Below are 11,313 nucleotides of genomic sequence, written 5' to 3'. Positions count from 1 at the left end.
TTCGAAAGGATTTTCGCATGGCCACCGTCAAGGTCGACAAGAGCAATTTCCAGGCCGATGTGCTCAACGCCTCGCAGCCCGTCGTGGTAGATTTCTGGGCGGAATGGTGCGGCCCGTGCAAGATGATCGGTCCGTCGCTGGAAGAAATCGCCAATGAGCTCGGCGACAAGATCAAGATCGCCAAGCTGAACATCGACGAGAACCCCGAGCTTGCCGCGCAGTTCGGCGTGCGCTCGATCCCGACGCTGATGATCTTCAAGGGCGGCGAAGTGGCCGACATGAAGGTCGGTGCGGCGCCGAAGACCGCGCTGTCGCACTGGATCAACGGCAGCCTCGCCTGACCTGACAGAACTCTCGATATCGAAGCCCGGCCCTCGCGCCGGGCTTTTTCTTTGGCGTCATCGCCCAACCGCCTCTGGCCCTCGCATAGGCGCACTCCATGTCATCTGCTTGAGGCAGGACAGGAGAGACAGAATGACCGGATCCGCCAAGGCCACCGTCTTCATCGACAATGAGCGCGTCATCGTCACCGAATACCGCTTCCAGCCGGGCGACAACACCGGCTGGCATCGCCATGGCCACGACTACGTCGTGGTGCCGCTGATGGACGGCAAGGTGAAGCTGGTGACCAAAGATGGCGAGTCCTTCGCCGAGATGAAAAAGGGCGCCCCCTATTTCCGCAAGGAAGGCGTCGAACACGACGTCATCAGCGCCAATGACGGCGAATACGCCTTTATCGAGATCGAACTGAAATGATGGCATGCCATCGCCTGCCATCTTGATGGCAGGCGCCCTGATGAGGCTATATCTTTCCTCAAAAGGGAGTTTGAAATGGCCGAACCCCAGCTTTCAGTCCGCAGCGCAAAAGCACGTGATCTTGCGCATGGACTCGCTCGTCGCGAAAACCGCTCAATAGCTGATATCGTCGAACGCGCTCTCGAATCCTACGAGATTCGCGAAGCCGGGCGAGAACCGGCATCCGCCTTCTACTCCCGTCTGACGGCAAGCATTGGCGTCGACATCGATCTGGAAGAAATCATCCGGGAAAGCCGCAAGGTCCATACAGGGCCGGAGCTTTGATTTTCGTCGGCACCAATGTGATTTCGGAGACCCTTAGAATGACGCCTGACGCGGCTGTCATGGCTTGGCTGGTCCGCAACGATGCTGAACTGGCTCTTCCCACGGTGGCGATTGCCGAAATCGCTTTCGGCATCCAAAAGATACGACCTGATGAGCGCGCCGACCGCCTGGAGCAAGGTCTCTCTCAATGGCGCCATCGCTTTGCCGACCGTATTTTTGGGCTGACTGAGGAGGCGGCTCTGGCTTATGGCGAGATTATGGGAACCGCCACCCGCCAAGGCCGAAGCATGTCGGCACCCGACGGCATGATTGCAGCGATAGCACGCGTGAATGGCGGTCGGCTGGCAACGCGCAGTCTGAACGACTTCGGCCCGGCCAAGCTCGAGCTGATCTCGCCTTGGGATTTCTAGAGCACTACCAGTCGGCGATGCGGTCGCCACGGGTGAATTGTGCGCTTTTTTCGGTGTATTCGAACAACTCGATCTTCACGCCGTTTGGGTCGCGGATCCAGGCCTGAAAGGTGTCGTCGCAGGCGTGTTTTTTGGCCGTAACGTCGACGCCGTTCGACTTGATGTGGGTAATCGCAGCGTCGATGTTTTCCACCTCAAGGCAAAAGTGGTTGATCTGGTTCTGCTCGCTGTATGCCGTGCCGTTCTTCTGGAACACCTCGACATGGCTGCGGCCGCCGCAATTGAGGTAGAAGCCGAAGACCTTGCCGTCGCGCAGGAAATTGAACTGCGTATCGAGGCCGAGCACGTCGCGGTAGAAGGCTCGCGTCGCCTCCAGATCATGCGCGAAGATACAGACGTGAGCGAGCTGCTTCACCTTGATCATACGCGACTCCTTGCTGTCATCGACTTCAGGTTGGCGGCGTGCCGTTCTCGGCCAGAACCGCGCCGGCGAGATACAGTGAACCGCCGATCAGGATGCGTGGCGCCGGCCCGTCCCAGGTGTCGCGCAGCAGCATCAGCGCGCTGGCGACGGAGCTGACCGGCTCGGCGGTGAGACCGGCTTCCGTCGCGCGGACCGCCAGCTCGTCATTCGGCACGCCGGCGTCGCTGAGGCTAACCGGCACGGTGTAGACGTGACGGACCAGACCCTTGAAGGCGTGAAAATAGCCGCTCTGGTCCTTGGTGTTGATCATGCCGGCAATCAGGAACAGCGGCCGCGGGTTCTTTTCCTCCTGCTCGGCCAGCGCCTCTGCAATGACCATGCCGGCGCCCGGATTGTGGCCGCCGTCGAGCCAGATGTCGGCGCCCTGGGGCGCCAACTCCGCCAGTCTGCCCTGCGCCAGCTTCTGCATGCGGCCCGGCCAGGCGACTTTGGCCATAGCCTTCTCCGTGGCGCGGTGGCTGATCTCGAAGCCGGCGGCCTTGACCGCAGCAATCGCTGCCGCCGCATTGGCGAACTGGTGGCGCCCGGGCAGCCGCGGCGGTGGCAGGTCCATCAGGCCGTCCTCGTCCTGGTAGACCATGCGGCCGTTTTCCTCGAAAGCGAGGAAATCCTGGCCGTAGACGAAGGTCGGGCAATCCAGCCGCTCGGCGGTTTCGATCAGCACCTGCAGCGCCGTCTCGCTCTCCTGCGCGCCGATCACCACCGGGCAGCCGCGCTTCATGATGCCGGCTTTTTCGGCAGCGATCAGTTCGACGCGGTCGCCGAGATAGGCTTCGTGGTCCATCGACACCGGCATGATCACAGACACGGCCGGCCGGGCGACGACATTGGTGGCGTCGAAGCGGCCGCCAAGGCCGACCTCGATGATGGCCGCAGCGGCCGGGTGCTCGGAAAACAGGATGAAGGTGACAGCGGTGAGGATCTCGAAGACGGTGATCTTCTGGCCCTCATTGGCCCGGGCGACGCGGGCAATGGCTTCGGCGAAGGTCTCGTCATCGACCAGCCTGCCGCCGCCTTCGGCCGCCAGCCGGTAGCGCTCGGCCCAGTTCACCAGATGCGGCGAAGTGTGGACATGGACGAGATGGCCGCCGGCTTCGAGCAGCGCGCGCGAAAAGGCCGCGCACGAACCCTTGCCGTTGGTTCCGGCGATGTGGATGACCGGCGGCAGCCGGTCCTGCGGATTGCCGACGCGTTCGAGCAGCCTGGTGATGCGGTCGAGCGAAAGGTCGAAGCCTTTCGGATGGAGCGCCATCAGGGCTTCGATTTCGCGGTCGGCGGCAAGTGTGGTCATAGGGGAATCCTACCGCATGGCCCCGAAAACACGAATCGGCTTTCGGAAAGGATCATGCGTAACAAGAGGATACCGCGCGAAACATCGCGCGCAATCGCTGATAACGGCCGGGAATGTCGCGTCAGACCTGCGGCCGGGCTTCCGTCGGGATGACCGCCGGCGGCAGGATTTCCGGCTCCAGCGGCTTCTGGTCGGGAACCTTGAGCAGCATCTTCAACAGCCGCGCAATCGTCCCGCGCAGTTCCAGCCGCGACACCACCATGTCGACCATGCCGTGCTCCATCAGATATTCGGAGCGCTGAAAACCGTCCGGCAGCTTTTCCCGGATGGTCTGCTCGATGACGCGCGGGCCGGCAAAGCCGATCAGCGCACCGGGCTCGGCGATATGGACGTCGCCCAGCATGGCGTAGGAGGCGGTGACGCCGCCAGTGGTCGGGTTGGTCAAGACGACGATGTAGGGCAGGCCGGCTTCCTTCAGCCGGTCGAGGCCGACCGTGGTGCGCGGCAATTGCATGAGAGACAGGATGCCTTCCTGCATGCGGGCGCCACCGGAGGCGGCGAACAGGATCAGCGGCCGCTTGCGCTGCAGGGCGACCTCGAAAGCGTGCACGATGGCGTCGCCCGCAGCCATGCCGAGCGAACCGCCCATGAAGGCGAAATCCTGAACGGTCACCACCACAGGCAGGCCTTCGACCGTGCCCAGCGCGTTGACGATGGCGTCTTCCAGGCCGGTCTTGGCCTTGGCGTCCTTCAGACGCTCGGTGTAGCGCTTCTCGTCGCGGAACTTGAGCGGGTCCTGCATGACCTTGGGGTTCTCAAGCTGCTCGTATTTGCCGTCGTCGAAGAAGAATTTCAGCCGCTCCTTGGCCGAAATCTTCATGTGATGGCCCGATGACGGGATGACGAACTGGTTGGATTCCAGATCCTTGTGGAACACCATCTCGCCGGTCTCGGGATCCTTGATCCAGAGATTCTCCGGCATGTCGGTGCGCCGGCCGAGCATCGAATTGATCCTCGGGCGAACGTAATTGGTGATCCAGTTCATCGCTTCGGCTCCTGTCCTGACGAAGAGTTGGCTAAGAAGGTAAGAAGACTATTCGGCAGCAGCAAGGCGGGCTGAGCGCACGCCTTGCGACAGGCCGCTGACCAAAGTGGCGACGGCCTCGGCCGGGTCGGCGGTCTTTTCGCCCTTCGGCCCCAGCACATTGGCGACCGCATTGACGATGGCGGTGCCGACAACGACGCCGTCGGCATTGGCGCCGATGATGCGCGCCTGTTCGGCGGTCTTGACGCCGAAGCCGACACAGACCGGCAGGTCGGTGTGACCCTTGATGCGCTTGACCGCGGCCGCGACCTTGCCGGTGTCGGCCAGAGCCGAGCCGGTGATGCCGGTCATCGAGACGTAGTAGACGAAGCCGGAGGTGTTCTGCAGCACCTTGGGCAGGCGCTTGTCGTCGGTGGTCGGCGTCGCCAGGCGGATGAAGTTGATGCCGGCCTTCAGCGCCGGAATGCAGAGTTCCTCGTCCATTTCCGGCGGCAGGTCGACGACGATCAGCCCATCGATGCCGCTGGCAATCGCGTCCTTTAGGAAACGGTCGACGCCGTAGATGTAGATCGGGTTGTAATAGCCCATCAGCACGATCGGCGTCTCGTTGTCGCCAGCGCGGAAGTCGGCCGCCATCTTCAGCGTCTTGACCAGCGTCTGGCCGCCTTTCAGCGCCCGCAAGCCTGCCGCCTGAATTGCCGGGCCATCGGCCATCGGATCGGAAAACGGCATTCCCATTTCGATGATATCGGCGCCGGCCTTCGGCAGCGCCTTCATGATCGACAAAGCGGTGTCATAGTCCGGGTCGCCGCTCATGAAATAGGTGACGAGCGCCGGGCGGCCCTCGGCTTTCAGTTTTGCCATGCGGCGGTCGATGCGGGTCACCATGATCAGATCTCCATGCCCAGCATCGAGGCCACCGTGTGTACGTCCTTGTCGCCACGTCCCGACAGATTGACGATGACGATCTGGTCCTTGTCCATGGCAGGCACGATCTTTACCGCATGGGCGATGGCGTGGGCGGATTCCAGCGCCGGGATGATGCCTTCGACGCGCGTCGTCAGCTTGAAGGCTTCCAGAGCCTCGTCATCGAGGATCGGCACATATTCGACGCGGCCGGAATCGCGCAGCCAGGAGTGCTCGGGGCCGACGCCGGGATAATCGAGCCCGGCCGAGATCGAATGGCCGTCCATGATCTGGCCGTCGGCATTCTGCAGAAGATAGGTACGGTTGCCGTGCAGAACGCCTGGCGCGCCGGCATTCATCGACGCGCAATGCTCGATGCCGTCAAGGCCGCGGCCGCCGGCCTCGATGCCGATGATGCGGACTTCCTTGTCGTCGAGGAACGGGTGGAACAGGCCGATGGCGTTGGAGCCGCCGCCGACGGCGGCAATGATGGTGTCCGGTAGCCGGCCTTCCTGTTCGAGAATCTGGGCGCGTGCCTCGATGCCGATCACCGACTGGAAGTCGCGCACCAGCTCCGGATAGGGATGCGGGCCGGCGGCGGTGCCGATGAGATAATAGGTGTCCTCGACATTGGTGACCCAGTCACGCAAGGCCTCGTTCATGGCGTCCTTCAGCGTGCCGTGGCCGGCGGTGACCGGGCGCACTTCGGCGCCGAGCAGCTTCATGCGGAAGACATTGGGGCTTTGGCGGGCGACGTCGGTGGCGCCCATATAGACGACGCAGGGAAAGCCGAAGCGCGCCGCAACCGTGGCTGCCGCCACGCCGTGCTGGCCGGCGCCGGTCTCGGCGATAATGCGCTTCTTGCCCATGCGCTTGGCCAGCAGGATCTGGCCGAGGCAGTTGTTGATCTTGTGCGAACCGGTGTGGTTCAGGTCCTCGCGCTTGAAATAGACTTTCGCGCCGCCCCCGAGGCCCTTCGCCGAGGAAACCTCACGAAGATGTTTGGTCAGCCCTTCGGCGAAATAGAGTTTTGACGGCCGCCCGGCATAGTGGGTCGACAGGTCGGTCAGTTCGGCCTTGAAGTCCGGATCGTTCTTGACCTCGTTCCAGTGCCGTTCGAGGTCGAGGATCAGCGGCATCAGCGTCTCGGCGACGAAGCGGCCGCCAAAAATGCCGAACATGCCCTGCTCGTCGGGTCCGGTGCGGAAGGAATTGGGTGTCGCCGGCTGGTCCATCGCCGATCGCTCCTTGATTTAGTGAGCATGTCCTTATCGGAAAACCGGATACCACTTTTCCGGGACATGCTCTGGTTCGAAAAAACTGTTCAGGCGGCGCGGTCGTCGCGCGCGGCCCTGACGGCCCGGAAAAACTGCTCGATCAGCGCCGGATCCTTGACGCCCGGAGCGCTTTCCACGCCTGACGAAATGTCTATTGCGGGCGGATTGGCTGACCTCAAGGCGTCACCGATATTGGCGGCGTTGAGCCCACCGGAAAGCATGTAATCGAGCCCGGCGTCAAGGCCGGCCAGAATGCGCCAGTCGAAGGCGACGCCATTGCCGCCCGGCAGTTGCGAGCCTTTTGGCGGCTTGGCGTCGAACATGAACCGGTCGGCAATGCCGATGAAAGGCTTTAGCCTGTCGAGATCGGCGGCCCCGCTGACGGAAAAAACCTTCATCACCGGCAGGCCGTAGCGGGCTTTCACCTCGGCCACTCGCGCAGGCGTTTCAGCGCCATGCAACTGAAGCATATCGGGCCGCATTTTCTCGACGATCTCGTCCAGAAACGCGTCGTCTGCATCGACCGTCACGGCGACCGCCTTGGCCTTGCCGATCGCCGCCTGGCGCAGGCGGCCGGCTTCCGCAGGCTCAACATAGCGCGGGCTTTTGGCGAAGAAGATGAAGCCGACATGGCTGGCGCCGCCGGCCAATGCCGCAGCCATTGCCTCATCGGTCTTCAACCCGCAGATCTTGATGTCGAGCGCCATGGCCCGGGGATTGGCACGAAACGGCAGAAGAGTCGAGAAAAAGCATGCTGTTTGCCGCCCGGGCGGAACGCGCTACTTTCTCCTGGAGGCATAACAGGCGGGAGCAAGATCATGGCAGACGAAACCGTCGCCCAACTCAGGCAGAAGATGGCGCAGGCGCGTGAAGTGATCGCCCTTCTGATGGACAAGGCCGCCTTCGACGGGGCGGAGGCTCATCGGGCGCTGAATTATTTCGGCAGCGATGAATTCGAGCAGAATTTTTTGCCATGGCCGCGCCATGGCGATGAAGGACTGCGGCCGGAGGAACTTAACGCGGCGAATGATGATTGAGAGGCGCCTACTCGGAAAAGGCTGGCGGGACAGCACCCCCCTCTGGCCTGCCGGCCATCTCCCCCGCAAGGAGGGAGATTAGGCGCTCAGCCGCTTTCGCAAATCTCCGACATCAAAAAAGACAAGCGACACCTCAAAACAGCCCATCTCCCCCCGCCATCAGGCTCAATCAAACACGATCGCCTGGAGCGCGCCGCCGTTGCGCTTCAGCCAGTCCTTGCAGCGGTCGGTGTCGGGGCAGAGCTGTTCGCACAGTTTCCAGAATTTCGGGCCGTGGTTCATCTCCTTGAGATGCGCCACCTCATGCGCGACGAGGTAGTTTATGACAGGCGTCGGCGCCATCATGATGCGCCAGGAGAAGGACAGGTTGCCGTCGGAGGTGCAGGAGCCCCAGCGGCTCGACGTGTCCTTGAAGCGGATTGCCTTCGCGCGCTTGCCGAGCGCCTCGGTGTGTCTGATCACCAGCTTCTCGATCTCCTTTTTGGCCTCGCGCTTGAGGAAATCGGCGATGCGGCGCGGCAGATGGATGCGCTCGCCATGGACGATCAGCAGCGGGCCGCGCTCGTCACGCGATACGGTGACCGTGCCGCGCTTTGACGGTTCATGGACGATGCGATGCGCCACGCCGCGGATCGGGATCTTGATGCCGGGGCGCACCTGTGGGCGGGTCGGCACCTTCGCCAGCCGCTGCTCCAGCCAGTCCTGGTGGCGGTGCAGGAACTTTTCCACCTCGCCGCGGCGCAGGCCCGGCGGCACAGTGATGCGCAGGCCCTGGCCACCGGAATCGATGCGCAGCGTCAACCGCCGTGCCCGGGCGCTCTCGACGATCCTGAGCGGCAGCGTGCGGCCGGCAACGACGTGCTCCCGCTCTTCGACAGGCGAGGGCTTTGGTTTGGTCAGGTTGCGAAAGAAGCCGAAGGACATGGCTGAACGATACGCGATTCGAGGAAAACGACCAGTGGAGCGAACGCGAAAAGAGAACAAAAAAGAAACGGCGCCGCTCGCGCGACGCCGTCAGTCATGCCAAAGCCTGTCGCGCGGCCTTAGTCGTCAAGCAGGTTCGGGCCCTTGCGCTTGGGGGTCGCGGGCTTGCCCGCTTCGGTCGAGCCCGAAGTCGTCGGTGCCGTCGACTTGTTGCGGTTGGCCATGAAGCGGTCAAACTCGTCCTGGTCCTTGGCGCGGCGCAATTCGCGGGCATAGTCGTCGAACTCACTCAGCATCTCGTCGAGCTTGCGGCGCTCTTCGGCGAGGCGCTCGAGTTCCTTCTCGCGCCAATCGTCGAAAGCGACGTTGCCGGTGCGAGCCGAACCATGGCCCCAGCGCGCGGCCTTGTCGGAACCGCGGCGGCAGCCGGCAAAAATGCCGTCGGTGGCGCGGTTGACGTCGCGCTTGAAGCCGTCAAGCCGGTCGCCCCAGATGATGTAGGCGAGCATGGCGAAGCCAAGCGGCCAGAACACCATGAAGCCGATCACCATCAGCGCGATGGTCGCCGGCGTCCAGGCCGGGCGGATCAATGCGGATGTGTTCATTTTCTCCCATTCCTTCGGTTGGAGACAGCCAAACCCGGCTGCGTGGAATCGAAATGGGAAGACAAAAACGGCGATTCAAGACAATGCCGGCCAAAACCGGACAAGGGTCTGAAATGATTATCGCTTTTTGAGTGCTTCGAGGAAAAGCACGACCAGCCCGGCGACCAGGCCCCAGAACGCAGCGCCAACACCGAACAGCGTCAGCCCTGAAGCGGTGACGACGAAGGTGACCGTGGCGGGCATGCGCTGGTCCTCGTCCTTGAGCGCGATCGACAACGCGTTGGTGAGCGCCCCCATCAGCGCAAGGCCGGCGACCAGCACGATCAGGCTCTGCGGCAGCACCGCGAAGATCGCCACCAGCGAGGCGCCGAAAGTGGCGAAGACGAGATAGGCGAGCGCGTAGAACGGGCCGGTCTTCCAGCGCTCCGCAGGGTCAGGGTGGACATCCGGCCCGGTGCAGATCGCCGCCGAGATGGCCGCCAGATTGGTGGTCGAGCCGCCAAACGGCGCCGACAGCAGCGAGAACAGGCCGGTGACGCCGATCAGCGGGCCAGGTTCGGGGTGATAGCCGGCGGCGCGCAAGACAGCCAGGCCCGACAGGTTTTGCGAGGCCATGGTGACGAGGTATAGCGGCAGCGCCAGGCCGATGATGGCGGCGGCGCTGAAATGCGGCGCAATCAGCGTCAGCGTCGACAGTTCCGGCGCCGGCAGGCCGCCGACACGGCCGGTAAGGAAGGCGGCAATGCCGCCGCCGATCAGCACCGCCAGCACCGACAGCGCCGGATTGAACAGGCGAATGACGAAGAAGGCCGCGATCAGCGGCAGGATCAGCCAGGGGTCGACGGGAATGGCCTTGACGGCATTGAGTGCGAAGGTGACGACGATGCCGGCCAGCATGCCGGACGCCACCGAGGCCGGTATCCTCGATATCAGCTGGGTCAGCGGCTTGAACAGGCCGGTGGCTATCAACAGGATGCCGGTGACGATGAAGGCGCCGACCGCATCGGCCATGGTAAAGCCGCTCGATGCCGCCATCAGTGCCAGACCCGGTGTCGACCACGCGGTGATAACAGGCATCTTCGTGCGCCAGGACAGCCACAGGCACTCGATCGCCATCGCCAGGCACAGCGCCGTCACCCAGCTCGCGGTCTCGGCCTGGGTGGCGCCAACCGCCTTGGCGGCGGCTATGACGACGGCCAGCGTGCCGCCGAAGCCGACGATTGCCGCGACAAAGGCGGATATCGGGATGGAAATGCGCATTCTTGCCTAACCCGCCCGCTGGACCATGTCGCCCACGGCCCTGAGCAGCATGTCGAGATCCTGCGGCCGTGACAGGCGGTGGTCGCCATCGGGAATGAGCGACAAAGTGACGTCGTCGGCCGGCAGCAGGGAGACCAGCTTCAGCGCATGGCTTGCCGGCACGTCCGCATCGGCCAGACCCTGCAGGATGTGGACAGGGCAATGGGTGTCGATCGGCCCGGTCATCACCCGGTTGTTGCGGCCGTCCTCGATCAGGGCGCGCGTGTAGATGTAAGGCTCGGCGGAATAGTCCGATGGCTCCTCGAAAAAGCCCTTCTTCTTGAGGTCGCGCTTCTGTGCCGCGGTTAGCGCCGGCTCGACCAGTTCGTTGGTGAAATCCGGCGCCGGGGCGAGCAGTACCAGGCCGACGACACTGGTGTCGCCAGCCCTGCGCAGCTCCTGCACCATGCGCAGCGCAATCCAGGCGCCCATCGAGGAGCCGACCAGCACCTGCTTGCCCTTGGTGAACCGCCGGAAAACCGCGAGGCTCTCGCCGAGCCATTTCGAGATGGTGCCGTCGGCAAAGGCGCCACCGGACTCGCCATGGCCGGAATAGTCGTGGCGGAGGTATGCGCGGCCTTCTTTGGTCGCCCAGTCCGACAGCGTCTCGGCCTTCGTGCCCAGCATGTCGGATTTGTAGCCGCCGAGCCAGACGATGCCGGGCGTGGCGCCTGCCGCATGGCGCACCGCGATGCTGATTCCCTGGATATTCAGCGGGGTCGGGGTGGTCGCGGTCATGGCGATCTGTCGGTCCTGATTTTCCTCGCCGGTCTTTTGGCACAGGCAAAGGCGAAGCGGAAAGTGCCCGCTATATCCTTTGTTTGGTGCAGGCCAGCGTTCAGGGTGATTTTCCGTCAGCGCTGTGCTATTGACTCCGCCCGCGCGCTCACCACATTGGCGCGTCCTGAATATTTCTAGATTTGAACCCTGAACGAAACGGCCAAGGAGACCACGA

General features: G+C 63.2%; 15 protein-coding genes. 5 read left to right on the top strand and 10 right to left on the bottom strand.

Annotation, left to right across the window (positions count from 1 at the left end):
- Positions 1–17 precede the first annotated feature (17 nt).
- From trxA to AC1D1L_RS17040, 4 genes are all read left to right on the top strand, one after another.
- The gene (trxA, locus tag AC1D1L_RS17055) at positions 18–341 is read left to right on the top strand and encodes a thioredoxin (RefSeq protein WP_023672297.1); all 324 of its coding nucleotides are present in this window, start codon (positions 18–20) and stop codon (positions 339–341) included.
- A gap of 133 nt (positions 342–474) precedes the next feature.
- Positions 475–756: a cupin domain-containing protein gene (locus AC1D1L_RS17050; protein WP_023681396.1), complete on the top strand. Its 282-nt coding sequence runs from the start codon at positions 475–477 to the stop codon at positions 754–756.
- Positions 757–831: 75 nt separating this feature from the next.
- On the top strand, positions 832–1,080 hold the full coding sequence (locus AC1D1L_RS17045) for a plasmid stabilization protein (RefSeq protein WP_477342688.1): 249 nt from the start codon (positions 832–834) through the stop codon (positions 1,078–1,080).
- Positions 1,077–1,490, top strand: coding sequence for a PIN domain-containing protein (locus AC1D1L_RS17040; protein ID WP_477342687.1), 414 nt, complete (start codon positions 1,077–1,079; stop codon positions 1,488–1,490). Before AC1D1L_RS17045 ends, AC1D1L_RS17040 begins: the two co-directional genes overlap by 4 nt.
- A 4-nt stretch (positions 1,491–1,494) precedes the next feature.
- On the opposite strand, the gene AC1D1L_RS17035 is transcribed toward AC1D1L_RS17040, so the two are convergent.
- From AC1D1L_RS17035 to AC1D1L_RS17010, 6 genes are all read right to left on the bottom strand, one after another.
- Positions 1,495–1,914, bottom strand: a complete 420-nt coding sequence (locus AC1D1L_RS17035; RefSeq protein ID WP_477342686.1) for a VOC family protein — start codon at positions 1,912–1,914, stop codon at positions 1,495–1,497.
- Between the two features lie 25 nt (positions 1,915–1,939).
- Positions 1,940–3,265 carry a bifunctional folylpolyglutamate synthase/dihydrofolate synthase gene (locus AC1D1L_RS17030; protein WP_477342685.1) on the bottom strand — a complete coding sequence of 442 codons (1,326 nt, stop codon included), beginning with the start codon at positions 3,263–3,265 and terminating at the stop codon, positions 1,940–1,942.
- Between the two features lie 121 nt (positions 3,266–3,386).
- Positions 3,387–4,310 (bottom strand): acetyl-CoA carboxylase, carboxyltransferase subunit beta, encoded by a 924-nt coding sequence (gene accD / locus AC1D1L_RS17025; RefSeq protein WP_477342684.1) that lies wholly within the window; start codon positions 4,308–4,310, stop codon positions 3,387–3,389.
- Between the two features lie 48 nt (positions 4,311–4,358).
- Positions 4,359–5,198, bottom strand: coding sequence for a tryptophan synthase subunit alpha (trpA, locus tag AC1D1L_RS17020; protein ID WP_477342683.1), 840 nt, complete (start codon positions 5,196–5,198; stop codon positions 4,359–4,361).
- Between the two features lie 2 nt (positions 5,199–5,200).
- Positions 5,201–6,451, bottom strand: coding sequence for a tryptophan synthase subunit beta (gene trpB / locus AC1D1L_RS17015; RefSeq protein WP_352561319.1), 1,251 nt, complete (start codon positions 6,449–6,451; stop codon positions 5,201–5,203).
- 89 nt (positions 6,452–6,540) lie between these two features.
- Entirely contained in the window at positions 6,541–7,200 is a 660-nt protein-coding gene (locus AC1D1L_RS17010) for a phosphoribosylanthranilate isomerase (protein ID WP_477342682.1), read from the bottom strand.
- A gap of 111 nt (positions 7,201–7,311) precedes the next feature.
- On the opposite strand from AC1D1L_RS17010, the gene AC1D1L_RS17005 reads away from it, so the two are divergent.
- Complete coding sequence (locus tag AC1D1L_RS17005; protein ID WP_477342681.1) at positions 7,312–7,530, top strand: hypothetical protein; 219 nt, start codon at positions 7,312–7,314, stop codon at positions 7,528–7,530.
- A 165-nt stretch (positions 7,531–7,695) separates the two neighbouring features.
- On the opposite strand, the gene AC1D1L_RS17000 is transcribed toward AC1D1L_RS17005, so the two are convergent.
- The 4 genes from AC1D1L_RS17000 to AC1D1L_RS16985 form a co-directional block, all read right to left on the bottom strand.
- Positions 7,696–8,454, bottom strand: a complete 759-nt coding sequence (locus tag AC1D1L_RS17000; protein ID WP_477342680.1) for a M48 family metallopeptidase — start codon at positions 8,452–8,454, stop codon at positions 7,696–7,698.
- A 119-nt stretch (positions 8,455–8,573) separates the two neighbouring features.
- A complete protein-coding gene (locus tag AC1D1L_RS16995) occupies positions 8,574–9,059 on the bottom strand; it encodes a DUF2852 domain-containing protein (RefSeq protein WP_352582790.1) in 486 nt (161 codons plus the stop codon).
- Between the two features lie 117 nt (positions 9,060–9,176).
- Positions 9,177–10,319, bottom strand: a complete 1,143-nt coding sequence (locus AC1D1L_RS16990) for a benzoate/H(+) symporter BenE family transporter (RefSeq protein WP_477342679.1) — start codon at positions 10,317–10,319, stop codon at positions 9,177–9,179.
- Between the two features lie 6 nt (positions 10,320–10,325).
- Positions 10,326–11,096, bottom strand: a complete 771-nt coding sequence (locus AC1D1L_RS16985; protein WP_477342678.1) for an alpha/beta hydrolase — start codon at positions 11,094–11,096, stop codon at positions 10,326–10,328.
- Between the last annotated feature and the right edge of the window lie 217 nt (positions 11,097–11,313).

It is taken from the genome of Mesorhizobium sp. P2_D6, from assembly GCF_056404315.1.
Note: the sequence above shows the minus strand (reverse complement) of the source record. Positions and strands in the feature narration are given on the sequence as shown.

Coding starts and splice junctions, on each gene's coding strand:
- trxA (WP_023672297.1), top strand. CDS start 18: ATGGCCACCGTCAAGGTCGACAAGAGCAATTTCCAGGCCGATGTGCTC.
- AC1D1L_RS17050 (WP_023681396.1), top strand. CDS start 475: ATGACCGGATCCGCCAAGGCCACCGTCTTCATCGACAATGAGCGCGTC.
- AC1D1L_RS17045 (WP_477342688.1), top strand. CDS start 832: ATGGCCGAACCCCAGCTTTCAGTCCGCAGCGCAAAAGCACGTGATCTT.
- AC1D1L_RS17035 (WP_477342686.1), bottom strand. CDS start 1,914: ATGATCAAGGTGAAGCAGCTCGCTCACGTCTGTATCTTCGCGCATGAT.
- AC1D1L_RS17030 (WP_477342685.1), bottom strand. CDS start 3,265: ATGACCACACTTGCCGCCGACCGCGAAATCGAAGCCCTGATGGCGCTC.
- accD (WP_477342684.1), bottom strand. CDS start 4,310: ATGAACTGGATCACCAATTACGTTCGCCCGAGGATCAATTCGATGCTC.
- trpA (WP_477342683.1), bottom strand. CDS start 5,198: ATGGTGACCCGCATCGACCGCCGCATGGCAAAACTGAAAGCCGAGGGC.
- trpB (WP_352561319.1), bottom strand. CDS start 6,451: ATGGACCAGCCGGCGACACCCAATTCCTTCCGCACCGGACCCGACGAG.
- AC1D1L_RS17010 (WP_477342682.1), bottom strand. CDS start 7,200: ATGGCGCTCGACATCAAGATCTGCGGGTTGAAGACCGATGAGGCAATG.
- AC1D1L_RS17005 (WP_477342681.1), top strand. CDS start 7,312: ATGGCAGACGAAACCGTCGCCCAACTCAGGCAGAAGATGGCGCAGGCG.
- AC1D1L_RS17000 (WP_477342680.1), bottom strand. CDS start 8,454: ATGTCCTTCGGCTTCTTTCGCAACCTGACCAAACCAAAGCCCTCGCCT.
- AC1D1L_RS16995 (WP_352582790.1), bottom strand. CDS start 9,059: ATGAACACATCCGCATTGATCCGCCCGGCCTGGACGCCGGCGACCATC.
- AC1D1L_RS16990 (WP_477342679.1), bottom strand. CDS start 10,319: ATGCGCATTTCCATCCCGATATCCGCCTTTGTCGCGGCAATCGTCGGC.
- AC1D1L_RS16985 (WP_477342678.1), bottom strand. CDS start 11,096: ATGACCGCGACCACCCCGACCCCGCTGAATATCCAGGGAATCAGCATC.